Here is a 26,758-nt window from a genome sequence, read left to right on the forward strand (position 1 = left end):
AATTGAATTTAGTGACTTTTGACAGAGTTGTCAAAAAATATAAGTTTATGAAAGAGGCTTAATATGTCCTTTGACGGGATTTTTTTACATCATATGACTGCGGAATTGGTAAGTATTTTGACGGGCGGACGTATTCAAAAAGTGGCTCAGCCTTTTGAACAGGAATTGGTTTTGACCATTCGTTCAGAGAGAAAATCTTACAAACTTTTATTGTCTGCGCATCCAGTTTTTGGACGGGTTCAGCTGACTCAGACTGATTTTCAAAATCCGCAAAATCCGAATAATTTTGTGATGATTTTACGAAAATATTTGGCTGGGGCGCTGATTGAAAAGATTGAGCAGATTGGAAATGACCGGCAGATTTGTTTTCATATTTCTAGTAAAGATGAGATTGGTGATAGTTTGTCGATTGCGCTGGTCGCGGAAATCATGGGCAAGCACAGTAATATTATCCTGCTGGATAAGACTTCTGAGCGGATTATCGAAAGTATCAAACACGTTGGTTTTTCGCAAAATCAGTATCGGACGATTTTGCCGGGTTCGACTTATATTGCGCCACCAATGTCGGGGGTAAATCCTTTTGACAGCTCGGATGAGAAGATTTTTGAGGCACTTCAGACAGGAAATTTGCAAAAAGTTTTTCAGGGAATTGGACGAGATTCAAAAAATGCGCTGTCAAACTTGACTGTGCCTGAATTTAAGGAAAAAATTTCTACTGTTGTGCCGTCAATTTATGACAATGATAGTTTTTCAAGCATCCAACTTTTTGACAGTTTTGTCAAAAAATTTGACAGTCTGTCAGAGCTTTTGGACAGCTATTATGCGGATAAAGCGGAGCGTGACCGGGTCAAACAGGTTGCTTCTGCTGTCATTCACAAGGTACAAAACGAATTGAAGAAAAATCGCGACAAGCTCAAAAAGCAAGAACGTGAACTTGCGGCGACTGACAATGCTGAGATTTTCCGTCAAAAAGGCGAATTGCTGAACACTTTTCTCGCGCAAGTCCCAAATGACAAATCAACTGTGACACTGGACAATTATTACACGAATGAACCGCTGGAAATTGCTCTAAATCTTGCTTTATCGCCCGCACAAAATGCGCAACGTTATTTCCATCGTTATCAAAAATTGAAACAGGCAGTCAAGTTTTTGGGCGAGCAAATCGAGAACACGAAACAGACGATTGCCTATCTGGAATCTGTTGAGACAAACCTTGAAAATGCTGATGTAGCCGAGGTTGCCGATATTCGTGAGGAGCTGATTCAGACAGGTTATATCAAGCAAAAATATCGCAATAAAAAGCAAAAAATGTTGCCACCAGAAAAATATCAGGCGCCTGATGGCACGATTATTCTTGTTGGTAAAAATAATTTGCAAAATGAGCAAGTCAGCTTCAAACTCAGTCGCAAGGGCGATTTGTGGTTCCACGTCAAGGATATTCCCGGCTCCCACGTACTGATTACGCACAATCCTGAGCCGTCTGATGAAACGATTACCTTTGCGGGCGAACTGGCGGCTTATTTCTCAAAAGCGCGCTATTCTAACCTCGTGCAAGTCGATGTACTGGAAGCAAAAAAATTGCACAAACCAACTGGAACAGCGCCCGGTTTTGTCACTTATGACCGCGAAAAAACCATTCGTGTCACGCCTGACGAAGCTGTCATAAAGGCAAGAAAGCTATAAATTTTTTTGACAGGATATAAACTCACATCTACGATAATACTGTCAAAAAATTTTGTCAAAAATATGGAGAAAAAATGTTCCCAGAAATCCTAAAATGTCCTGTCTGCGCGAGTCAATTAACAAAGCAAGACAGACATTATGAATGTGTCGACCATCACACATTTGACCTCGCCCGCGAAGGCTATCTCAATCTGATTTTAAATGCGAAAAAAACTGCTGGAGACGCAAAGGAAATGATGCGCGCTCGTCAGCAATTTTTGAACGCTGGCTACTACGAACCACTGTCAGACCACATTAACCAACTGCTGACAGTCATTTTTGACAGTTCTGTCAAAAATAATATCGTTGACGTCGGCTGTGGTGAAGGCTATTATTTATCCCGTTTTCAGCAACTGACAGAACTGTCAAAAATGTCCAACGTAGATTTTTACGGTATGGATATTTCCAAAGTCGGTATCAAAATGGCAGCCAAACGCAATGCAAACATTCACTGGCTCGTTGCCAATTTTGCTCAGCTCCCATTTTTTGACAAGTCTGTCAAAACCATTTTATCCATGTTTGCCGAATATCACATCAGCGAATTTTCCCGCATTTTACAGGAAAATGGAAAAATCATCATCGTCCGTGCAGGCAAGCATCATCTGACTGAACTCAAGGAAATCATCTATCCAGAAATTCACGAAAAATCAGCCCAAGCCATTGACAATGAAAAATTCAAAACTTTCAGCATCCAAAAAGCACCATTAACCTACAAAACAACAATTAACAATAGTGCCGACATCCAGCATCTTTTACTCATGACACCGCACTATTGGAAAATCAAGCCAGATAGTCTTGAACGCCTGAAAAACTACAAACAACTAGAAATAACCGTCGATATTGACATTGATATTTTAAGTAATTAAGCACTTTCACAAACTCAACAAATTTGATATAATAAGCTGTAATTATTTTTTAGAAGGAGCCTCTATGGCGAACGAAAATGTAATTGAAATGATTGATGTAACCAAGCGATTTGGCGACTTTGTAGCCAACGACAAAATTAACCTTGAGTTACACAAAGGCGAAATTCACGCCTTATTAGGAGAAAATGGAGCAGGAAAATCAACCCTGATGAATATCCTCTCAGGACTGCTAGAACCAACCGAAGGCGAAGTCCACGTAAATGGAAAACTTGAAAAAATAGATTCTCCTTCAAAAGCCGCTTCTCTTGGCATCGGAATGGTTCACCAGCACTTTATGCTCGTTGATGCTTTCACTGTCGCAGAAAATATCATTCTCGGCACAGAAATCACAAAAGGCATCAGCCTCGACCTCAAAACTGCCAAACAAAAAATACTTGAACTTTCCGAACGTTACGGACTCGCAGTTGAGCCTGACGCTTACATTCAAGATATCTCAGTCGGACAGCAACAACGTGTCGAAATCCTCAAAACGCTCTACCGTGGAGCAGATATTCTAATTTTTGACGAACCGACCGCCGTTTTAACACCCGCTGAAATCACCGAACTCATGCAAATCATGCGTAATCTTGTAAAAGAAGGCAAGTCAATCATTCTTATCACCCATAAATTAGATGAAATCCGCGCCGTTGCTGACCGTATCACCGTCATCCGCCGAGGCGTTTCAATCGAAACCGTCGAACTCGGTGACAAGACGAACCAAGAACTCGCCGAAATGATGGTTGGACATGCCGTATCCTTTACCACACCAAAAGAAGCTGCCCAACCCAAAGAAGTCGTCCTTGATGTAGAAAATATCATAGTCAAAGAAAATCGCGGTGCTTATGCAATTAAAGGACTTTCTCTACAAGTTCACGCAGGAGAAATCGTTGGTATTGCAGGGATTGATGGCAATGGACAAACCGAACTCGTTCGCGCTATTACTGGACTGCAAAAAGTAGAATCCGGCAAGATTACTCTCAAAGGTAAAGTCATTACCAATCAACGTCCAAGAAAAATCACCGAACAATCCGTTGCTCACGTCCCAGAAGACCGCCAACGTGATGGGCTCGTCTTGCAAATGACTGTCGCCGAAAATATTGCCCTCCAAACTTACTACAAAGCGCCACTTAGCAAATACGGTTTCCTAGATTACAATAAAATCAACAGTCACGCACGTGAACTCATGGAAGAATTTGACGTCCGTGGTGCAGGCGAACTCGTCTCAGCCGCTTCACTTTCAGGTGGTAACCAGCAAAAAGCAATTATCGCCCGTGAAATTGACCGCAATCCAGATTTATTGATTGTCAGTCAACCGACACGTGGACTTGACGTCGGCGCTATCGAATATATCCATAAACGCCTGATTCAAGCGCGCGACGAAGGTAAAGCTGTTCTTGTCGTTTCTTTTGAATTAGACGAAATTCTCAATGTTTCCGACCGCATTCTTGTTATTCATGACGGAAAAATCCAAGGTGAAGTCAGTCCTGAAACAACAAACAAACAAGAACTCGGAATTCTCATGGTCGGAGGAAAAATAAATGAATAGTACAATAAAAAAGATGCTCGTACCAGTCATAGCCGTTGTTGCAGGCTTTCTACTTGGCGCGATTGTCATGTTAATTTTTGGATACAATCCAATATGGGGCTATGAAGACCTATTTATCGGTGCCTTCGGAAATGCTCGTGCAGTAGGTGAAACCATTCAAACAATGGGACCATTGATACTCGAAGCACTTGCTTTTGCCGTAGCAATGAAAGCTGGACTTTTCAATATTGGAATGTCTGGTCAAGCACTTGCTGGTTGGATTTTCTCCATGTGGTTCGCCCTATCCAATCCTGATATTCCACGACTCATAATGATTCCACTTGTCGTTATCATCGGAATGCTTTTCGGAGCCATCATGGGCGCAATTCCCGGTATTCTTCGAGCCATTCTTGGAACGTCCGAAGTCATCACGACAATCATGCTCAACTATGTCATCCTCTTCTTCTCGACTTACATGATTCACGATATGTTTAGCCACAAGATTTTGATGAACAATACAACCGACCAAACAAATCCTGTCGGAGCAAATGCCAGTTTTCGTGCAGATTGGCTCTCCAACTTAACCAACCAATCAACCCTCAATATCGGTATCTTCATCGCCCTGATTGCTCTTGTCGTCATGGCAATTATCTTCTCAAAAACAACTCTAGGATTTGAAATAAAATCTGTCGGACTTAATCCTTATGCTTCAGAATACGCTGGTATCTCTGCAAAACGTACGATTGTCATGTCAATGGTTGTCGCTGGTGCGCTCGCAGGACTTGGTGGTGTCGTTTATGGTTTTGGATATATGCAAAATTTCGTCACACAGTCAGCCTCACTAGATATTGGATTTAACGGTATGGCAGTTGCCCTACTTGGTGAAAATAGCCCAGTCGGCATCCTCTTTGCCTCTCTCCTCTTCTCACTTTTACAAACTGGTGCTGGAAATATGAGTAATGTTGATAATATTCCACCACAGATTGTACAAGTCGTCACAGCCGCTATCATCTTCTTCATTGCAATTAAGTTTGTCATTGAAAAAGTCTTACCAACTGTCAAAGAGAAAAAAGCGAAAGGAGAAAAATTCTAATGAATCTTGTCAATACTTTACAAATCATTGTTGCAAATATGCTGATTTACTCAACTCCCTTTATTTTCACAAGTATCGGTGGTGTTTTCTCTGAACGTGGCGGTATCGTCAACGTCGGACTTGAAGGCATCATGACAATGGGAGCATTCAGTTCCGTTGTTTTCAACCTCACAACCGCTCATATTTTCGGTGGTTTAACACCTTGGATTGCCATTCTCTTTGGCGCTCTAGTTGGAGCAATCTTCTCCTCACTTCACGCTGTCGCAACGGTCAATCTTCGTGCGGACCATATCGTTTCTGGTACCGTCTTAAACCTTATGGCACCAGCACTTGGTGTATTCCTCTTGCAAGTCATTTACAATCAAGGACAGATTAACATCAACCAACAGATTGGCTATTGGAATTTTCCAGTTCTATCAAAAATTCCTGTTATTGGTAAAATCTTCTTTGCTCAAACATCATTGACCGGTTTCCTTGCTATTTTAGTTGCCTTCATCGCTTGGTTTGTCCTCTTTAAAACACGATTTGGTTTGCGTCTGCGTTCAGTTGGTGAAAATCCTCAAGCCGCAGATACTCTTGGTATCAATGTTTATCTTTATCGTTGGATTGGTGTTTTACTTTCTGGTGTCCTTGGCGGTATCGGTGGTGCGATTTATGCTCAGGCCATTTCAGGAAATTTCTCAGTATCAACTATCGTTGGGCAAGGTTTCATCAGTTTAGCAGCCATGATTTTTGGTAAATGGAACCCAATCGGAGCAATGCTCGCCTCACTTCTCTTTGGACTTTCAACATCACTCGCTGTTGTTGGCGGACAAATTCCTGGTGTACGAGATATTCCTGCTCCATTTCTTCAAATGGCACCATATCTTGTTACCATCGTAGTTCTCGCTCTTTTCCTTGGAAAAGCTGTCGCACCAAAAGCTGACGGAACAAACTACATCAAATCAAAATAAAAATACGTCTTTCAACGTATTTCTTTAGCAAAATAAGTCTTGTAAATACAAGACTTATTTTTTTAATTTTTAACAGCAGAAGCAAATTCATCTTTGGCAAAGACTTGCTCGATAATCTCTTTTAACTGTTTACCAGAAGCTTGCATTTTCTGCATTTCTGCATCATTCAATGGGATATGGATAGGATTGAGAACGCCCTCAGCTCCAATCACAGCTGGTTGACCAAGATAAACTCCTTCAATCCCGTATTCACCTTCCTGAAAAACAGAAACAGGTAAAACTGAATTTTCATCATCTAAGATTGCCTTGGTAATCCGTGCAAGAGCTACTGCAACACCATAAAATGTTGCTCCTTTTTTCTCAATAATCGAATAAGCTGCATCACGAACAGATTCAAACAATCCAACAATTTCTTCTTCATTAAGAAATTTATGTTCTTGAAACCATTGTTCCAATTTCACACCTGCGACATTTGCGTGCGACCAAACAGCAAATTCAGAATCTCCATGTTCCCCCATGATATAAGCATGAATGGAACGTGCATCAACTCCCACTTTTTCTCCCAAAGCCTGACGGAAACGTGCTGTATCAAGAGAAGTCCCTGAACCAATCACACGATTTTTAGGAAAACCAGAAAATTTCCAAGTGGCATAAGTCAAAATATCAACGGGATTAGCGGCAACAAGGAAAAGTCCTTGAAAACCTGAATCCACAATCTTCGTTACCACATCTTTTGTGATACGCAAATTTTTCTCAACAAGGTCAAGTCGTGTTTCTCCCGGTTTTTGTGGTGCGCCAGAAGTCAAAACGACCAAATCAGCATCTGTCGCGTCCGAATAATCAGCAGCATAAATCTTCTTAGGTGCTGTAAATGCTAAAGCAGAACTTAAATCTTCTGCGTCTCCTTGAGTTTTATCTTTAAATATATCAACAATCCCCAGTTCTTGTGCAATGCCTTGATTGACAAGAGCAAAAGCATATGAAGAACCTACTGCTCCATCTCCAACGAGGATAACTTTTTTACGATTTTCTGCCATGTTCTATCACAGTCCTTTCAGTATAATAAATATGAAACTTTTCACATACATATTATACCATTTATTGCTTTGCTTATCACAAAATATATTTAGAAATACGAACACTTCTCATCAGATAATAAAAAATAGAATTTCACAATGAAATTCTATTTTTCATAAGTTATTTCTTCAAAGCTGACCATTTCCAGTCTGTAAATTCTGAGATATCTACACCTTCATTACGTGTTACTTCAAAGTGTTTTGCAATAATACGCTCCATTGTTTCAATAAAGGCGACTGCTTTTGCTTCATTTACACTTCTTCTATCGTGCAAAATCTTTATCGCATCAATCGCTTGATGGAAACGATCCATTTCAGAATAAACACGCATATCATAAGTTGTAGTGATATCACCGTCCTCACGATAACCATGTGCATGAAGTCCGAGATGTTGACGCTCATAGAAGATTGCTTCAAGGAGGTTTTCATAGCCGTGGAACCCAAAGATAACGGGTGTCCCAGACTCTCCAAAGTATCTTGTGAATGCTTCATCAGATAATTCACGTTCTTGATTGAGTGCGCCCGTTTTCTTTTGCAAGCGTCCAAGTTCAACAACATTGACATAACGGAATTTCACTTCTGGGAAAGCATCATTGACCAAGTCCAAAGCTGCCAAAGTTTCAATCGTTGGTTCAGAACCTGCTGAAGCAAAAATTAAATCTACTTTTTCATCTTCTTTGGCTGTGGAAGCCCAATCAATCGTTGCCAAACCGTCTGTTGCCAATGTCTGCGCTTCTTCTACTGTAAACCATTGTTGTCGTGGCTGTTTAGAAGCGACAATGTGATTGATTTTACTCCGATCTTGGAAAGCACGATTAAAGACGGCAAGTAAGGTATTTGCATCTGCAGGGAGATATTGACGGATAAAGTCTGATTTTTTCTCAGATAAATGTGTGAGTAATCCTGGGTCTTGATGCGTATAACCATTGTGGTCTTGTTGGAAAACTGTTGAAGTCGAAATCAAGTTCAATGATGGATAATCATTGCGCCATTTTTGAGCAGAAGCTTGGCGAATCCATTTGAAATGCTGTGTCAGCATTGAGTCAACCACGCGCAAGAAAGATTCATAAGAAACAAAGACACCTGTACGTCCTGTCAATGTGTAGCCTTCTAACCAACCTTCTGCTTGGTGTTCAGAAAGTTGTGAATCAATAATGCGTCCTTCAGGAGCTAAAAATTCATCATTTGGATTTTTAATCGTCTGCATAAATTGGCGTTTCGTGACTTTGAAAAGTTCCCAGAGGCGATTGGACATCGTTTCATCAGGGCCAAAAAGACGAAAACGTGTTGGATTTAATCGAACGATTTCCGCGAAATAGCGCGACAAGATATTCATATCCATATTTTCATTGGTATCTGGTAAAAGTTGCCCACGATTTTCTGCAGTTATAGGATTGATGTAGTTTTTCCAATCTGGCAATGTGAGATTGGAACCATCAATACCTCCATTGGCAACTGGATTGGCTGCCATGCGCTTTGTTCCTTTTGGCGAGAAAGCTTTGATTTCTTCTTTGATTGTTCCATCTGCATTGAACAATTCTTCAGGTTTATAAGAATTCATCCAGTCGATAAATTCGGGAAGAGTTTGCAGATTTTTTGAGGATAATGGTAATGGTACTTGATGCGCACGAAAACTATGCTCAATCGGCATTCCCTTCCCATCAAACTTAGGCCCTGACCAATCGTTGAAACGTGGACCGCCCCAACCTTTTGGTAATCTGGCAATGATGACTGGCCAAGCTGGCACTTCTCCGTTTTGATAACGATCGTGTTCACGCGCATCTGTCTGGATTTGCTGGATATCTTCGATAGCTTTATCAAAAGTTTCAGATGCAATCTGATGATAACGAGCATAATCATGAATATCTTCATTTTCAATAAAACGAGGAGAATATCCTAATCCTTCAAAGAATTTACGAATATCTACATCAGAAGTACGAGCAAATAATGTTGGATTAGAGATTTTGAAGCCATTCAAATCCAAGATTGGTAAAACTGCACCGTCCGTTTTGGGATTGATGAATTTATTCATATGCCAACCTGTCATCAATGGGCCTGTTTCTGATTCACCATCGCCCACGACAGCAAAAGCAATTTGTTCCGGTTGGTCAAGGACAGCACCTGTCGCATGAGAAAGTGTATAACCAAGCTCTCCACCTTCATGAAGTGAACCTGGAGTTTGCGCTGTCATGTGTGATCCAATGCCACCAGGAAAACTAAAACGTTTGTAAAGTCGCGTCATTCCTTCAAGGTCTTGTGTGATTTCTGGATAATCTTCTGTGTAAGTACCATCTAAATAAGCTGGAACAACCATTGCTTGTCCGCCGTGACCTGGGCCACCAAGATAAAACATATTGAGATTGTACTTGTTAATCAGACGATTGGCATGAGCATAGAGGAATGTTTGACCTGATACTGTTCCCCAATGTCCGATTGGATTTGCTTTGATGTCGTCTGATGTAAGTGGTGTTTTTGTAACTGTAAAGAGCGGATTTGATTTGAGAAAAATCATCCCTGCTCCCATGTATGTCGCTGCTCGCCACCATTTGTCAAGAGTTTCTAAATACTCTGCTGAATTGTAATCTACCACTGCTCTCTCCTTTAGTTTGAAAAGCTATTTATTATGTATTCATTATAATATAAAAAATTATTTTGTACTATCTTTTCTTCTTAAAATCAGTAGGAAATGTTGTCTTTTTCACAATATATTATAATTTAATTTTTCCGAATCAAATCAAGAGCTACCGTACAGATAGCTCTCTTTATTCATTAAGCCTTGCGACGTTTTGAAATCAAATCATAAGCAACCGCAACGATGACAACAAGCCCTTTGATGATAGAAACGATATCAGAACTAACTCCTAAAATTGAGAGTCCCATATTCAATACGCCCATAATCAATGCACCAACAAGTGCTCCTGGAATTTTTCCGACACCTCCTGCAACAGCTGCACCGCCAATGAAACAAGCAGCAATCGCATCTAGCTCATAACCAGTACCCGCCTGCGCAGAAGCCGATGCAAAACGAGACAAATCAACAATTCCTGCAATCCCTGCAAGTAATCCCATATTTAGGAAAATTTTCATGTCAACAGCTTTTGAATTAATTCCTGATAAAATAGCTGCTTTCCGATTTCCACCGACTGCATAAATTTCGCGTCCCAAAACCATACGGTTTAGTACAAACATATAAGCACCGACAACAACAGCGATAACAACTAAGATAATTGGAATTCCGCCTACTTGCGCATTTCCTGATGATGCAAACAAATACGTTGCATAGCCAATAACAAGCACACCAATAATCAATTTAATAAGCATCCAAGCAGATGAATCAGTTTGTAATCCTTCACGAAGATTGTGCCGTTGTTTGCGAATTTGTAAAAATACAAATGCAACAATAGCAAGGAGTCCAATGACAATTGAGAGTCCATCAAATGGTCCCCAAAAGCCTAAAATATTTGGCAGATAATTTGAAGAAATCGCAACAAAGGGACTATTAGGATTGACCGGAATAGACTGACCTGCAATATGCGTAGCCAATCCACGGAAAATCAACATTCCTCCAAGTGTTGTGACAAAGGCTGGAACTCCAATATAAGCGACCCAGAATCCTTGCCAAAGACCAACAAGCAAACCAATAGCAAGCATAACAATGATTGATAAAATCCAGTTAAGATGCCAACTTTGCATGACATAGGCACCAATACCACCTATAAAAGCAACAACTGAGCCAACAGATAAGTCAATATGCGTTCCGATGATGACGATGAGCATACCTACCGCTAAAATCATAACATAAGCATTTTGTTGGAACAAAGCTACAAAGTTATTGGGTTTTAATAAAGCACCTCCAGTTAAAAATTGAAAGAGGAGAACGATGACTACTAAAGCCAGATAAATACCATATTGACGCGCATTAGCAACAAGATAATCTTTAAGTGACTGAGAATTATTTGAAGTAGTCGCAGCATCTGGCTTAGGAGCTGTTTGTTTTTGAGATTGAGACATAAATGTACCTTTCTTATATTTTTTAGTTTACTTCCCTTTATACATAGACATTTTCAGGAGCAATAGGTGTTGTTGAAGTCATGTATCTCATGAGTTCTTCTTGATTGGTTGCTTTCGCATCGAGACAAGCTGTGATGATACCCGCGTTCATCGTGTAAATCCGATCACAAATTCCTAAAAGTTCTGGAAGTTCTGAAGAAATAACGACAACTGCTGAACCAACATCCGCGAGCTTATCAATAATTTCATAAATATCGAACTTTGCTCCGACGTCAATTCCGCGAGTTGGCTCATCTAAAATGAGGACACGAGGGCTTGTAGAAACCCATTTAGATAGAACTACTTTTTGTTGATTGCCTCCTGAAAGATTGCCAGCTGGCATTTCAATCGTTGGTGCTTTGGTACGAAAGTCCTTTCTAAATTTTTCAGCTACTTTTATTTCAACATCTTGATCAATCACACCATGCTTTGAGAGGGTCAATAGACTTGCAAGTGAAGTATTTTCTCGAATGCTAGCAATGAGATTTAAACCATAAGTTTTTCTATCTTCTGTTGCATAAGCTACGCCAGCATCGACTGCTGAGCGAACATTTGGAAACTCAATTTCTTTTCCATCAAGAAAAATTTTCCCTGATGCGTTACTTCCATACTGTTTTCCAAAAATCGACATTGCGGTTTCTGTTCGTCCTGAGCCTACTAAACCTGCAAAGCCAATGATTTCACCAGCTCGAACATTGAAACTGACTTCTTTTGCGACAAGACGATTGGTATCAAGCGGATGGTGCATTTTCCATTTTTCAACACGGAAAAGTTCATTACCTAATTTTGGTGTGTGTTCTGGATAGCGCGAATCAAGTGGTCGTCCTACCATATCACGAATAAGGTCTGCTTCATTAAGCGGTTTTTCTTCTGTAATTTCAATATGAGAAATTGTCGTCCCATCACGAATGACTTGTACAGAATCTGCTGAAGCTGCTATTTCATTGAGTTTATGAGAGATGATGATTGCTGTAATTCCTTTTGTTTTTCTGAGATTATCAATAATTCCCAGTAAATGAAAAGAATCTTCATCATTGAGAGCGGCTGTTGGCTCGTCCAATATAATCAACTTCAAATCTTTTGTCAGTGCTTTCGCAATTTCAACAAGTTGCTGTTTACCAACACCTATACTTGAAATCAATGTTTCAGGGTCCTCGTCTAATCCAACTTGTGCTAATACATCGCGTGTCATTTTTCGTTGGGCTTCATCATCTATTGCAATCCCTTTTTTGATTGAATTGCCAAGAAAAATATTATCTGAAATGCTCATATAGGGAACAAGTGCTAACTCTTGGTGAATAATGACGATGCCTTCTTCTTCGGAATCGCGAATGTTTTTGAATTCACAGATTTTTCCGTTATAAACAATATCTCCTTCATAAGTGCCATGTGGATAAACACCTGATAGGACATTCATCATCGTAGATTTTCCAGCTCCGTTTTCACCACAAATCGAAAAGATTTCTCCGCGCCTGACAGACATTGTAATATCTTTGAGTGCTGTGACTGGACCAAATTTTTTGACAATATGTTTCATCTCCAGAATAATATCTGGATTGCTCTTTTCAGCCATTCTTGCCTCCTTTTTTAATTAAAGAATGCGTGTGCAGATAGTCAGGTCTGCACACTACACACGCTTTTTTATGATTTTTTAATTTAATCCAGCTTCTTTAGCTGTGATGTAGCCTGTATCAACAAGAACAGATTTTACATTATCTTTTGTCACAACTTGAGGTGTTAACTGAACAGTTGGAACTTCTTTTTGTCCATTAGAAGATGTTGAGTCTGTTTTTGGTGTTTTGCCCTTCACTGTGTCATAAATGATGGAAGTAACTGTGTCTGCAAGCTTCTTATCTGATTTATAGACGGACATATATTGCTCGCCTTTAACAATCAATGGTATATTTTGTGTTTCACAGTCTTGACCTGTAATAACAACTTTTGATGGGTCAATTCCTGAAGCTTTAAGTGCTGAAATGACTCCAAAAGCTTGCGCATCATTTGGAGCTAGGACAGCATCAAGTTTCTTCCCTCCTGTGTAGAAAGAGTTCAAGCGTGTCTGCATTTCAGTTTGAGCTGCTTTTTGTGTCCAATCAATCGCAACTTGTTGAAAATTATCATCGACACCTTTTTTGGATGGAGAAACTAAAACACCAGATTTAAAGTAAGAGTCTAAGACACTCATTGCACCTTTGAAGAATTGCGGTGCATTATTATCTGTTGGTGAACCACCAAGAAGTTCAATATTAAATGGTCCTTTAGCACCTTTATCAATACCTAGTTTTTGAACAATGGCTTGTGCTTGCAATTTACCAACACCTTGAAGATTATATGTCGCATAGTAATCAACGTTTTTCGTGTTCATGATAAGCCGGTCATAAGCGATAACTTTGGCGCCATTTTTATTCGCTGCTGCTACTGCTGGGCCAAGAGTTGTGCCATCTTGTGCCGCAATGACGATATATTTATCGCCTTTATTTGCCATATTTTGGACTTGTTGAGACTGAGTGGAAGTTGAAGAATTAGCATATTGAATATCTGTTTTGTAGCCTTTTGCTTCAAGATCTTTTTTCAAATCCTGAGCAGCTGAAGGCCAGCGTTGCAAAGCTTTGTCTGGCATTGAAATACCGACTGTAATATTTTTTGAATTAGTAGCGCCCGAGGAACCTGAACGGCTACTTGTACTACAACCCGCGAGTGTTAAGGCAGCTCCCATTAGGACTGCTGTTCCCAAAAATATCTTTTTTGGTTTATTCATGATTAAATCCTCCATTTAGATTTATAGGGATGACAATGTCATCAATTTTTTAACTGATTGTGTTGCGTATTTTAAAGCGCTTTCATATTTTCTTTAAAACTATTCCCAATGGGAATAATTTTTTTATCGGATATTTGTTAGTGTTTTTTATTAGTCAAATCTTGATTCACTTGCTTGCCAGCTATATGAGCCATCGGGAAGCAATTTATCTCCAAGTTCTTTGTAGTCGAAATCTCTGAATTCTGCTTTGAGTTGATAACCTGAATAGTCAACTGCTGCTAAGCCTACGAAAGCTCCTGTGAAGAAACCGCCGTAACTTTGCAGGATGTAATCATCTGACAAGATAGCTGCATCAAGTGTGACTGGAATTTCTTTGAAATTTTCACCGTCAAAGCTGTATTCATAGCTATAACTTTCTTTACGTGCTTTTGTGCGGAACCAGACATATTCAGTATCTGTAGGGATTTTAATCGCATCATCTTTCAGATATGATGTGTAGTTTCCGCGATTGTTTTCACCAATTTCAATGACATGACCGTTGATTTCATTCCATGTGATAAAGGCAAAACTCCAGTGGCGGTCGTTATAGAAATTTGTCATGCCAGCCATTTGCTGATAGCTAAATGGTTCAAATTTAACTTTGACGGTCGCATCAAAATAGAAAGCTTGCCAACGTCTGGCGATGAGGGACAAATCGTGTGTATTGGCGAGAGAACCTTTGCCAATAAGGGTTAATTTGCCATCGCCTGTTGTTCCCATTTCGCTTGTGAATGGAATGCGCAAGGTGTTCCAGTTGAGGGTGTCTAGTTCTGGGCTTGTAAAGTCATCGTGTTGAGAATGGTGGGCAGGAGCTGTTGTTTCAATCGCATCTTTTGGTAAATCGACGAAAGTTGTTCCTCCGTGTCCGCCAACAATACGTGGCCAGCCTGCTTCATCCCATTCTACTTTTTGGATGGAAGTTTCGCGTCCTAGAGTTGACCAACCTCGTGGGTCTGTACTGGATTCATTGACATGATTCCACGGACGTGCCATGAGTGAAGCGTAATACCACTCGCCACTTGGTGTTTCTACGAGTGCGCCGTGTCCTTGTTTTTGGACATAATTGTCAGGTGTATCAAAGTTTGTGATGAATGGGTCGCCCGGCTCTGTTTCAAAGCTAAGTGCTTCTAGTGTTTTTGAGCGGGCAACGACTTCTTGGTGAGTAAAGACGGTTCCACCTTGAGCGGCAAAAAGGTAGTAATATCCGTTAATTTTGTAGAGATGTGGGCCTTCAACAAGTTTTACTTCTGTACCTGTATAAATTGTACGAGCTGTTTTTGGTTGAAGTTTCATGGTTGTTGTGTCAAATTCGGTCAGGGTGATGCCGTCAAAAGGATGATGATATTCACGATGGTCCCAAGTTTGTTGGACGAGGTATTTTCTGCCGTCTTCGTCATGAAAAAGTGAGGCGTCAAAACCTACACCATTGAGTTTGATTGGCTCTGACCATGGTCCTTCAATTTTTGACGAAACTGTCAAATAATTTGTCATATCTTTAAAGGCGCCTTCAACGATTTTTACATCAGTATAGACTAGCCAGAATTTTCCATCAGCATAGGAAAGGTCGGGTGCCCAGATACCTCCTGATGCAGGATTTCCTTTCATATCGAGTAAAGTTTTTGTCGAAAGCGGGCTTGGAAGCTGCTGCCAATGCGCGAGGTCTTTTGATGCGTGCAATCGTACACCGGGAAACCATTCAAATGTAGAATTGGCAATGTAATAAGTATCTCCCACGCGAATCATAGATGGGTCAGCATTAAAACCTGGAAGAACTGGATTTTGAAGTTTTGTCATGTGGTAAATTCTCCTTTATGAGTGAATATTTTTTTGACAGTTTCATCAAAAAACTTTTTAAAGCTGTCAATGCACTGTTTTGTGCAATGTGTCTAAAATTGAACTACTCTGTTGAAAATGTATAACTGCTACAAAATGTTTTTTCTGTATTTGCGGGAAGCGCGATACTGCCCCATTCTGGATGATGTACCATGTCAGGTAATTCTTGAAATTCAATAGCAATTCCGCGATTTGGCGTCATGCGTTTTCCAGCAATGGTTGAGTTTTGCTCTGGATGCGTTGCTGTATAGATGACGACAGCTTGCCTATCTGTTTGACAGCTTAATTTTCGTCCAGAATTTGGCGAATAAAGTGTCAAGGTTTTTTCTGTCAAATTTTCTGGATAAACAAAACAGTTGTCAAGTCCATCAGGAAGCTGTTTTTGAATATCGGAAATACTCCGCGCCCTTCGCAAGTCGTAGGAACTTTTTGACAGTTCTGTCAAAAATCCTGTGGGAATATTTTCCGAGTCAACTTCGACCAGACGGTCTGCGGGAACTGTCAAAAGATGATTGAGCGTGTTTTCATGGTCTGCTGACAGATTAAAATAGGGGTGAAAAGCTGGATTGAACACTGTGTCTTTTTTTGACAAAGCTGTCAAAAATACTTTGAGCTGATTTTTTATCAATTCGTAAGTCACAGTCGCTTTGATTGGGCCAAGAAATCCGGAAATCTCATCTTCTAGTGTCAAAGTCACTCCAACAGAATTTTCTGTCTGAAAAGGACACATTGTCCAAAATTGACGTTCCCACGATTTCTCCCCAGAATGCAATAAATTTCCATTTTCATTTGCTTCAAATCTGAGATCATCATAAGCTGCACCAGCAATTCTGCCAGCTACAGGCCCACAAATCAAACCATAATAACCGCCGTCAACTGCATAAGAATCCGGTTCATCGCGTGACAAGAGAATATTTTCAAAAACACCGTTACGGTCAGGCGTAAAAATCTTGTGACAACGTGCACCAAAATCATGCACAACAAGCGTCAAATAACCATTTGATAGAGTCATTTCTCGTATTTTTCCACCTGAAACTAAAGGAATTTCTTTCTCAACAATCTGTCCTGTCATTTTATGCCTCGTCATTCAAGTCAACCAACTGGTGCGAAATTCCTGCTGTTGCTTGATAAGCCTGCTTCCAAATCTGATAGACCTTTTCATATTTAGCAACATTTTCAGCAATCGGTGTGAAAGTTTCTGACTGATAATGAACGAAAGTAGCTGTCAATTCTTCTAAATTCTCATAAAAACCACACCCAAAAGCTGCAATCATACAAGCACCAAGTCCAGGCCCTTGCTCAACTGTCAATCGTATCATTTCACTATCAAAAATATCTGCCTGCATCTGCATAATATCAGGATTTTGCGCCCCTCCACCAACAGAAATCAAGCGCTTAAATTTCTTAGCCTTCGTTGCCTCCATGATATCCTTGCTGTCACGCAATGAAAATGTAATCCCTTCCAATACGCTCCGTGAAAAATGACTTTGCTCATGAACAGCCGAAATTCCCAGAAAAGCGCCCCGAATTTTCGAGTCAAAATGTGGTGTCCGCTCCCCAACAATATAAGGTGTGAACAGCAAACCATCAGACCCCACAGCCACCGAGCCAACATCCGCCAAAAGTTCCGCAAAATCCAAACCATGACCAAACGTTTCCTTGTACCAATTCAACGAATTTCCCGCTGCCAACGTCACTCCCATTGAATAATAAGCGCCCGGCACCGTATGATTAAAGAAATGAAGTTTCCCTTTATAATCCGCAATTTTAGGTTCAAAACTTGATACCACACCAGATGTTCCCATCGAAATCAAACCAACTTCCTCATTGATAAGACCGACACCAAGTGCTGCAGCTGCATTGTCTGCACCGCCAGCAAAAACTTTGACTTCCGTTGTAATTCCAAATTTCGCCTTCACTTCTTCTGTCAACACACCAATTTGTCCGACAGATTCTGTCAATTCAGGTAAGATTTCCATTGACACATTAAAGGTTTTCGCAATCTCTTTGGACCATTCATGTTTTTCAATATCCAAAAGTAATGTTCCAGCAGCATCAGAATACTCTGTATGCACATTTCCCGTCAAATACAAGCCCAAATAATCTTTTGGTAGCATGATTTTCTTTACCTTTGTCCAAACTTCTGGCTCATTTTCTTGCAACCAGAGAATTTTTGGCAAAGTAAATCCTTCAAGTGCAATATTTCCTGTGATTTCAAGCAAACGACTTCCCATTTTATCCATGATTTCTTTACACTGCGCGCTTGTCCGCACATCATTCCATAAAATCGCTGGATAAACTGGCAGATTATTTTCGTCCAAAACCACAAGTGAGTGCATCTGTCCAGAAAAACTAATCCCTGCAAGTGCTGTCCCAAAGTCTGTTACATTTTTTGACAGTTCTGTCAGAACTTTTTCGAGCGCATTTGTCCAAATTTCTGGACGTTGTTCAGAAAATCCCTGCTTTGGATTATCAATCCCGTAACTTGCACTTTTTGTCAGAACAACATTTCCATCAGAAGTCATCAAAATCCCTTTAAGACTTGAAGTTCCAAGATCTATTCCCAATACATATTTCATTATTTTTTACCTTTCTCATTTTCAAAACCAACTTTATCTCGTCGATTTTGCGAATAATAAATATAAGCTTCATCATCAAGTTGCTCACCTAACAAATCAGGTACCGTCTTAAACACAAAATTTTCAGCCTCCAAAAAATCCAGTACTGCAGGCAAAGCATTCGCATCCGCTTCTTGAAAATCGTGCATCAGTACAATATCACCATCCTGCGCAGATTGTATCTCTTGCAAAACCAATGTTGCATCATGATGTTCCCAAGAACGTGTATCCAACGACCAGCAAATAATCGGACGATGTATAATTTTCAAAATTTCAGCATCCGCATCTCCAAAAGGTGGACGAACAAAAGCTGGTACAATCCCTGTATATTTTTTGACAAGTCTGTCAGTAAGTTCAAGCTCCTCTTTTATCTCCTCCGCCGTCAAATCAAGCAAAGAAAGATGATGAAAAGTATGATTCCCAAAAGCAAATAAACCACTCTTAGCCGCTTTTTCCAAAAGCTCAGGATATTGCAAGACGTGTTCTCCCCAAATCATAAAAGTCGCAGGAATCTTACGCGCAATCAATTCATCCAAAATCCTCGAAGTCGTTTCCCCCCAAGGCCCATCATCAAAAGTCAAAGCAATCTCTTTTTTCGACATCATTTCTCTTTTCTAATATCTGCTAAAAATCAATTCACAAATAATGAACCTTCTTAACCCTTGACACCACCGTCAGTACCGCCACCAACAATAAAGCGAGACAAGAGCAGATAAACGATAATGATTGGTACCACCGTTACAGAAAGCCCAACATAAATAGCTCCCCACTCAACTGTGTGACCACCAGCACCCATCGCTGTAATTGTCTGCACAATCATTGGCAAAGTGTACATACTCTGTTTAGAAATCAAAATCAAAGGCATCAAGAAATTGTTCCAAGAAAAGACAAAACTAAAGATTGCCATTGTCGCAAGACCTGGTTTCATCATTGGCAACATCACCCGATGGAAAATTGTCAATTCACTTGCCCCATCAAGACGCGCCGAATCCGCATAATCCTTGTTGTAAACCGTTGACATATACTCTACAAGGAAAAATACCGTTGCAGGAGCCGCCATACCAGGCAAAATCAAAGGCAAAAAGTTATCCAGCAAATTCAAGCGAATCATAAATTCATAAAAACCAATCATCGAAACTTGACTTGGTATCATGATGAGCGCCACGATAAAGCCATAAACCAACTTTTTCGCTTTAAAATCATAAGCAACCAAAGCATAAGCTCCCATCGCTGAAAAATAAACCGAAATAATCGTTGAGCCAGCAGCCACGAAGAAAGAATTCCCCACACCTTGTGCCATATTAAATCCATATTGGAAAAGTACTTTAACATTATGAATCAACGACGCCCCAGGAATTAAAGAAACACCTGTATTGATTTGTACCACCGAACGTGTCGAATTAATAAACATCATAACCAATGGCAAAATACTAATAATTGTCAGCAAAACAAACACAATATAAATCAATATTCGGCGTGTCCGCAAAGCTTTACTCATACTCTCATTTTTCATTTTTTACCTCCAACAGCTGTACTCGTCGTTCTTTCTCTAAAGAATCTAAACATAATGAGAGACACAATCGCTGCAATCAACAATAGAATAATTGAAGCTGCCGCCGCAATCCCATAATTTCGATATTGGAAAGCTTGATTGTAAATAAAGATAGCCAACGTATAAACCGAATTCATAGGTCCACCAGAACCTTGCGTCAACAAATAAGGAATATCAAACACTTGCAAACCACCAACAAAAGAAGTGACAAAAGTGTACATGATAATCGGACGCATCAAAGGCATTGTAATTCGACGATAAATCTGTCCATCAGAAGCCCCATCAATCCGAGCCGCCTCAAACAAAGATTCATCAATCGAAGAAATCGCTGCTACAAACACGATAGAAGTCTGTCCATACCACATCCAAAACTGCAAGAACAGTACAATCCCACGTGTTCCCCAAGCCGATTGCAAAAAGTTAAAAGGATGACTTATCAAATGTAAATTCATTAACATCTGATTTGCTGGTCCATTTGGATAAGAAAATAAAATCATAAACAGCGCTGCAACAGAAGCTGCCATAATCATATTAGGCAAATAAAACACTGTTTTAAAGAAACTAGAACCTTTCAAAGCCAATTTTCGATTGGTCCACCAAGCAGCCAAAATCAAAGCTACAAGAAGCTGCGGAATAAAGTTCATCACCCACAAAAGTATCGTATTTTGCAAACTTGTGATAAACAAAGGAGTTTTTGTAAGCAAGGTCACAAAATTCCCAAAACCTACATTTGTCGCCGTAGATAGCGTTTGCCAACCATTCATACTCGTAAAGGCAATCCTAAACGTATAAATAATCGGATAAAGTTGAAAAAGAAGAAAACCAATGAAAAATGGAATTAGGAAATAATAACCATAACGATTATACTTCTCAAATTTCAATTTTTTTCGTGATTTCTTTTTTGAGTTGTCCATATCATCCTCCATAAAATAAGAACCGAAATTTAACTTCGGTTCTTTTGATTAACATTTGAACCACTGAATTAGTCGGTAGTCAAGTTAGGATAAGCGCTCTTAACATCTGCTTTAAATGTCGCAATAGCTTTAGCTTCAGATTCTTTACCGTTACAGTAAGTATTGATGACATCATTTATCCAGAGCTGTTGGATATTTTGGTCATACTTGGTAATAATCTTACCATTAATTTTAGTAGCCGCTTTCGAGAAGACTGGGTAAGGATTTTGAGTTCCTAAAGGATTTCCCTTTACCTTACTTCCATCAAAATTATCACCTACCGTTTTATCAACAGATTGAATATCGACAAAGTCAGCATTGGCAGTCGCTTGCCATGTTTGGAATTTCTTATTTGTTGACCAGTAAATCGCTAATTTAGCTGCATTCGCTTCATCTTTTGTTCCTTTCACAGCGCCAAACCAAGTACCACCCCATGAATAACTTTGAGGACCTTGAATAACACGCCATGAACCAGCTGTTCCTTTTGCATAGTCTTGTAACCAATAGAACAAGCCCCAAGAAGGAAGAGAATAAGCTACAACATTATTAGAAGACATACCAGAGAACCAATCAGAGTTTTGTCCAACAGTATTTTGTGTCAAACCTTGTTGTACAAAAGTTTTCATCATATTGAGATTAGTAATCAAAGATGGGTCAATCTGCAATTTATTGCCTTTTACCCAACCTTCAGTACGTCCACCGATTGCAGGCATATACATATCTTGCAAAGATGAGAATAGATAAGCTTTTCCGCCAGATTTTTCTTTGATTGTTTCAGCAGTTTTTTCAACTGCCGACCAACTTGAAAATGCTTCTTGTGCTGCTGTTTGGTCATCTGGTGCGATTCCTAGATATTTTTGCAATAAATCACTTCGATAGTAAACGGCACCCGGAGCTGCTTGATAAGAAATAGCAACTTGTTGACCACTAGGGTTTTTACCAATATCAAGAGTATAAGGGAAACTATCTTTTGTTGCTTTCTTCACACCATAAGGTGCAAGGTCAGCAAGCATTCCAGAATCTACATATTTACTGACAAAGCCAGCATCAAGTGCAACCATGTCAGGTGCTTTACTTGTTCCGAGAACTTTATCCAGTTTTGTCTGGAAATCAGCATAAGGAATAACAGTTTCTTTAATCTTATAACCTTTAGGAACTTCTTTCTCGTACTCTTTGATTTGTGGTTTCATATCCGCAAATGTCCAAAGATTAATGTTTTTGTCTTTTGCTTTTGGTGCTTTAGAAGCACTCGTAGAACTTCCACAGCCTGCAAGAAGGACTGCAGCACTCGCAATAGTAACTGCCCCTAGGGCAATTTTTGTTATTTTATTCATTCGATATCCACTCCTATTATGAATATTATATTTTTTAGTATAAGTTTAAGTAAGCCTTTTCTTAATTATACTTTCTTTATTATACTTTCTTTTTAATTAAAAGATAAATATTATGCAAAAGTAATTATTTCACCTGGATTTTTTATTATAATCTTATATACTTTTATTACCATCATGAAAAATAAAGAGAAATATTTAAGTTTACTTATACAAGATAATCATTCAAGACAGATTTAATGTGCTCAAGGTGGTTAGACTTGAGTTCAATTTTATCGCCTTCTTTAAGAGCGTGTTCAGCAAGACCTGCAAGTGTTGCTGTTCCATCAAGGATTGAACGTCCTACTTCAGTATTTTTATAGCTTGCATAGCGTTCTTCAACAATATCTTCAAGGAATTTATCCTCAATCATTGCTGCTGCACCTTTCAAAGCGCGCGCATAAGTATCCATACCAGCAATATGTGCCAAAATCAAATCATCCATTTCAAATGATGTACGACGAACTTTCGCATCAAAGTTGATACCGCCAGGGTTCAAACCACCATTTTTAAGGATTTGATACATTGCAAGTGTGATATCTACAACCAATGTTGGAAATTCATCAGTATCCCAACCAAGCAAGTAATCTCCTTGGTTAGCATCAATAGAACCCAAAGCATTGTAAGAACGTGCAACATTCAACTCATGGTCAAATGTATGACCAGCAAGCCAAGCATGGTTTGTTTCCAAATTTAATTTGAAGTAATCTGTCAAATCATATTTTTGCAAGAATGCCATAGCTGTTGCAGCATCAAAGTCATATTGATGTTTCATTGGTTCTTTAGGTTTTGGTTCAATCAAGAATTGTGGCAAATGGTCAATAGATTTTGCATAATCAACTGCCATATGGAAGAAACGTCCCATATTATCATTTTCAAGAATTAAATCAGTATTTAAAAGTGATTCATAACCTTCACGACCACCCCAGAAAACATAGTTCGCACCATTGAGTTTCTTATTTAAGTCCAAACCTTTTTTAACTTGAGCAGCACCGTAAGCGAAAACTTCCGCACTATTTGATGAGGCAACACCATTCATATAGCGAGGATGAGAGAACATATTTGCTGTGTTCCAAAGAAGTTTAATTCCAGTTTCATCCATTTTTTCTTTGATATGGTCGGTGATTTCATCAAGATTTGCATAAAATTCTGTCAAAGAATTTCCTTGAGGAGCAATATCTACATCATGGAAACAGAAATATTCCATCCCAAGTTTTTGCATAATCTCAAAGAAAGCATCGACACGGTGATGTGCACGTACCATTTCATCATCACTATCATCAAAATCACGTTGCATTGTTGCATAACCAAATGGATCAGAACCGTCCATTGTAATCGTGTGCCAGAAAGCAAGTGCAAAATGTAAATGTTCTTTCATCGTTTTTCCCAAAACTACTTCTTCTGGGTTGTAGTGACGAAATGCAAACAAATTTTTTGTGTCTGTGCCTTCGTATTTCACAGTAGGGATGTTGTTAAAGTAAGCCATTTTAGTAGCTCCTCCTTAAAATATATTTTTATAAATTTCTACTCTTCACTTAACTCATTTGACATATCTAGATAGATGATAGTATAATGAGCGAGAGAGGATTTAGACAATATGAAAAACGAACTAGAAAATATTCATCATTTAAAAATGAACAATCTTAACTTCCTGCTGGTGGATATTTCCTATCGGAAGCCCCACCTTCACTTTGATATGGAAGTTGCCTTCGTACTTGAAGGAAGTGGTATTGCCCAAACTCAAGACAAAGAAATCAAACTCCATGAAGGACAAGTTATTATCTTTAACAGTTGTCAAGTTCATGAGCTGTCATCACAAGTAGGAATGAAACTTCTCATTTTGCAATTTAGTACAAACATTTTTGAACTTGTTTTTCCACAACTTGATAAAACTTATTTTGAAAGTCAAGCAGTCAATCTTTTTGACAAACCTGACATTCTCCAACTTCTGCTTAAAACAGCAAAATGTTATTTCCAAGAAAATTATTCTCCGCTTCAAACTTATGGTTTCATTTCACTTCTTTTGGATAGTTTACTTAAAGTTTGTCACTACACTATTCTTAAAGAAACAGAGCAGAATAAATTAATGGATTTACAAGACCGCATTCAGCACATTGCTACATACATTCACGAAAACTATACTGATAAGATTTCTCTTGATGATTTGGCTTCTCGTGAAGGTTTTTCTCGCACCTACTTTAGTCATTTTTTCAAAAATAACTTCGGTGTAACTTTCAAAGATTATGTCAATACTCTACGTTGTGAAAATGCTGCAACACTGTTAGCTACTACAAAAGAAAATTTATTATCTATTTCTTATGCTTGTGGTTTTGCCGATATTAGAACTTTAAATAATTCCTTTGCAAAATATTATGGATTATTACCTAAAGACTATCGTAACAGTGATTTAGCTTGGCGTGCTTCTCGTAGCACTTCCTACAATCAAGACGAGATTGACAATCAAACTTTTTATAGCAATGAAGCAAGTTATGAATTGATTAAGCAATTTGAAGAAAATATTTATTTAAAGAGTAGCGTTCGTTAATACTGCTCTTTTTTTCTTACAAGACTATGATATCGCTTTCTGAACGCGTTTTCTTACAAAGCTTGCTATTTTTTATTGGAAACGTTATCTTATTATTGCAAATAACAAAAAAAGCCAGATTATTCTGGCTTTTTGTATATTAACGTTAATATACGATTTTTCGTATTACTGGTTTTGTACTTTTATTTTACAGTACGGATACGCATTGTGTTTGTACGTCCGCTACCAACTGGTACTCCAGCAACGATGATGATATTATCGCCTGATTCAACAAGACCTGATTTAAGGGCCGCTTCTTCAGCAACTTCAAACATATCATCTGTTGATGCTGGTTTTTCAGTCAACATTGGGATAACTCCCCAGTTAATCATCAAAGCACGTTCTGTCTTATCTGAGAACGTTACTGCCAAGATATCAGCATCCGGACGGTATTTAGATACCAAACGTGCTGTATTTCCTGATTCAGTCAAGGCAACAATCAATTTGATGTCCATTGAACGTGTAGCATCACGAACAGATGAAGCGACAACTTCTGTCACGTTAGAACGGTCATATTCGCTGAAACGAAGACGTCCGTATTCTTTCAAAAGTCCTTGAGCGTTTTTGTCAACAGTTGCCATTGTTTCAACGGCTTGACGTGGATATTTACCATTTGCGGATTCGCCTGAAAGCATTGTAGCATCAGTACCGTCAATAACAGCATTGAAGACATCAGAGATTTCAGAACGTGTTGCACGTGGGTGTTCAGTCATTGATTCCAACATATTTGTTGCAGTGATAACTGGCTTACCTGCTTTAGCGCATTTTGTGATAATCATTTTTTGGTAAACTGGAACCATTTCAAATGGTACCTCAATCCCCATATCACCACGCGCTACCATGATACCGTCAGCAGCTTCGATGATAGAGTCGATATTGTCAATACCTTGTTGATTTTCAATTTTAGGGAAGAGTTGAACGTGTGTGTTACCAGTTTCTTCCATGATTTTACGGATAGCATGAACATCGTTTGCAGTACGTACAAATGAAATAGAAATAAAGTTGATACCTTGTTTCAAACCAAAACGAATATCTGCTTCGTCACGTTCAGCAAGTGTAGGGAAAGGAATTTTCGTATTAGGAATATTCACACCTTTTTGTTTTGCAATGACTTCATCATTTTCAGCTTCAACAAGAAATTCACGTGTTGCAGCATCTTTGCCAGTGATAGTCAAACCAAGTTTACCATCATCAACCAAGATACGTTGTCCGATTTCTACATCATCGAAAATATCAAGTCCGCCAGCAACGTTCAAAGCGATAACTTCTTTAGTTGATTTTGCACCTTGTTTTGTTGATACACGGAATGTATCTCCTGTGTGATATTGTTCTTGTTTTACATTATCATCAGCAAACAATTCTGTACGGATTTCAGGTCCTTTTGTATCAAGCAAGAAACCAACTTTTTGCCCAGCAATTTCTTCTGCACGACGCACACAAGCCATACGTGCTGCGTGTTCTTCATAATCTCCATGAGAGAAGTTAAAGCGGAAAACATTAGCGCCTGCTTCAATCAATGATGCGATTGTTTGTGCTGAAGTTTCAACATCCAATGAGCCTGCCCAATAACCATCTTCTCCGAATTTTTTACCACCGCGAGTTTCTACGGCTGGTCCAAGTGTTGATACGATTTTTACACGTTTATTCATTTTGCTTTTTTCTCCAAAATTTTATTTATTTTCTTGTTATGAAAACAAGATTTAGTGAACAATAGTTATTTTGACTTT

At 39.1% G+C, this 26,758-nt stretch carries 20 protein-coding genes; 6 read left to right on the plus strand and 14 right to left on the minus strand.

The window, feature by feature from the left end; genetic code table 11:
* Nucleotides 1-63 precede the first annotated feature (63 nt).
* From KJS36_RS05155 to KJS36_RS05175, 5 genes are all read left to right on the plus strand, one after another.
* Complete coding sequence (locus tag KJS36_RS05155) at nt 64-1,683, plus strand: Rqc2 family fibronectin-binding protein (RefSeq protein WP_213535014.1); 1,620 nt, start codon at nt 64-66, stop codon at nt 1,681-1,683.
* A 74-nt stretch (nt 1,684-1,757) separates the two neighbouring features.
* A complete protein-coding gene (locus tag KJS36_RS05160) occupies nt 1,758-2,588 on the plus strand; it encodes a putative RNA methyltransferase (protein WP_213535015.1) in 831 nt (276 codons plus the stop codon).
* Between the two features lie 64 nt (nt 2,589-2,652).
* A complete protein-coding gene (locus tag KJS36_RS05165) occupies nt 2,653-4,173 on the plus strand; it encodes an ABC transporter ATP-binding protein (protein WP_213535016.1) in 1,521 nt (506 codons plus the stop codon).
* Nucleotides 4,166-5,245, plus strand: a complete 1,080-nt coding sequence (locus tag KJS36_RS05170; protein WP_213535017.1) for an ABC transporter permease — start codon at nt 4,166-4,168, stop codon at nt 5,243-5,245. The genes KJS36_RS05165 and KJS36_RS05170 overlap by 8 nt, the downstream gene beginning before the upstream one ends.
* Nucleotides 5,245-6,198, plus strand: coding sequence for an ABC transporter permease (locus KJS36_RS05175; RefSeq protein WP_213535018.1), 954 nt, complete (start codon nt 5,245-5,247; stop codon nt 6,196-6,198). The genes KJS36_RS05170 and KJS36_RS05175 overlap by 1 nt, the downstream gene beginning before the upstream one ends.
* Nucleotides 6,199-6,260: 62 nt before the next feature.
* On the opposite strand, the gene KJS36_RS05180 is transcribed toward KJS36_RS05175, so the two are convergent.
* The 13 genes from KJS36_RS05180 to xylA form a co-directional block, all read right to left on the minus strand.
* A complete protein-coding gene (locus KJS36_RS05180; RefSeq protein WP_213535020.1) occupies nt 6,261-7,235 on the minus strand; it encodes an L-lactate dehydrogenase in 975 nt (324 codons plus the stop codon).
* Between the two features lie 160 nt (nt 7,236-7,395).
* Nucleotides 7,396-9,864 carry a phosphoketolase family protein gene (locus tag KJS36_RS05185; protein ID WP_213535022.1) on the minus strand — a complete coding sequence of 823 codons (2,469 nt, stop codon included), beginning with the start codon at nt 9,862-9,864 and terminating at the stop codon, nt 7,396-7,398.
* 179 nt (nt 9,865-10,043) lie between these two features.
* The gene (gene mmsB / locus KJS36_RS05190) at nt 10,044-11,285 is read right to left on the minus strand and encodes a multiple monosaccharide ABC transporter permease (protein WP_213535024.1); all 1,242 of its coding nucleotides are present in this window, start codon (nt 11,283-11,285) and stop codon (nt 10,044-10,046) included.
* Nucleotides 11,286-11,322: 37 nt separating this feature from the next.
* On the minus strand, nt 11,323-12,897 hold the full coding sequence (locus tag KJS36_RS05195; protein ID WP_213535026.1) for an ATP-binding cassette domain-containing protein: 1,575 nt from the start codon (nt 12,895-12,897) through the stop codon (nt 11,323-11,325).
* A 78-nt stretch (nt 12,898-12,975) separates the two neighbouring features.
* Nucleotides 12,976-14,082 (minus strand): substrate-binding domain-containing protein, encoded by a 1,107-nt coding sequence (locus KJS36_RS05200; protein WP_213535028.1) that lies wholly within the window; start codon nt 14,080-14,082, stop codon nt 12,976-12,978.
* A 150-nt stretch (nt 14,083-14,232) separates the two neighbouring features.
* Nucleotides 14,233-15,915, minus strand: coding sequence for a glycoside hydrolase family 43 protein (locus tag KJS36_RS05205; RefSeq protein WP_213535029.1), 1,683 nt, complete (start codon nt 15,913-15,915; stop codon nt 14,233-14,235).
* Nucleotides 15,916-16,018: 103 nt separating this feature from the next.
* On the minus strand, nt 16,019-17,041 hold the full coding sequence (locus KJS36_RS05210; protein WP_244842694.1) for an aldose epimerase family protein: 1,023 nt from the start codon (nt 17,039-17,041) through the stop codon (nt 16,019-16,021).
* A complete protein-coding gene (gene xylB / locus KJS36_RS05215; RefSeq protein ID WP_213535031.1) occupies nt 17,028-18,533 on the minus strand; it encodes a xylulokinase in 1,506 nt (501 codons plus the stop codon). The genes KJS36_RS05210 and xylB overlap by 14 nt, the downstream gene beginning before the upstream one ends.
* On the minus strand, nt 18,533-19,177 hold the full coding sequence (locus KJS36_RS05220) for a polysaccharide deacetylase family protein (protein WP_244842696.1): 645 nt from the start codon (nt 19,175-19,177) through the stop codon (nt 18,533-18,535). The genes xylB and KJS36_RS05220 overlap by 1 nt, the downstream gene beginning before the upstream one ends.
* Before the next feature lie 50 nt (nt 19,178-19,227).
* Nucleotides 19,228-20,070, minus strand: coding sequence for a carbohydrate ABC transporter permease (locus KJS36_RS05225; RefSeq protein ID WP_213535595.1), 843 nt, complete (start codon nt 20,068-20,070; stop codon nt 19,228-19,230).
* A gap of 11 nt (nt 20,071-20,081) precedes the next feature.
* A complete protein-coding gene (locus KJS36_RS05230; protein ID WP_213535032.1) occupies nt 20,082-21,038 on the minus strand; it encodes a carbohydrate ABC transporter permease in 957 nt (318 codons plus the stop codon).
* A 68-nt stretch (nt 21,039-21,106) separates the two neighbouring features.
* Nucleotides 21,107-22,411: an ABC transporter substrate-binding protein gene (locus KJS36_RS05235; RefSeq protein ID WP_213535033.1), complete on the minus strand. Its 1,305-nt coding sequence runs from the start codon at nt 22,409-22,411 to the stop codon at nt 21,107-21,109.
* Between the two features lie 205 nt (nt 22,412-22,616).
* The gene (gene xylA / locus KJS36_RS05240) at nt 22,617-23,933 is read right to left on the minus strand and encodes a xylose isomerase (RefSeq protein ID WP_213535034.1); all 1,317 of its coding nucleotides are present in this window, start codon (nt 23,931-23,933) and stop codon (nt 22,617-22,619) included.
* Between the two features lie 111 nt (nt 23,934-24,044).
* Here xylA and KJS36_RS05245 point away from each other — a divergent pair, with 111 nt between their 5' ends.
* Nucleotides 24,045-24,992: an AraC family transcriptional regulator gene (locus KJS36_RS05245; RefSeq protein WP_213535036.1), complete on the plus strand. Its 948-nt coding sequence runs from the start codon at nt 24,045-24,047 to the stop codon at nt 24,990-24,992.
* Nucleotides 24,993-25,174: 182 nt separating this feature from the next.
* Here the strand turns inward: KJS36_RS05245 and pyk are convergent, their stop codons facing one another.
* Entirely contained in the window at nt 25,175-26,680 is a 1,506-nt protein-coding gene (pyk, locus tag KJS36_RS05250) for a pyruvate kinase (RefSeq protein WP_213535038.1), read from the minus strand.
* Nucleotides 26,681-26,758: the final 78 nt, after the last annotated feature.

Source organism: Lactococcus nasutitermitis (genome assembly GCF_018403765.1).
Classification (GTDB): domain Bacteria; phylum Bacillota; class Bacilli; order Lactobacillales; family Streptococcaceae; genus Lactococcus; species Lactococcus nasutitermitis.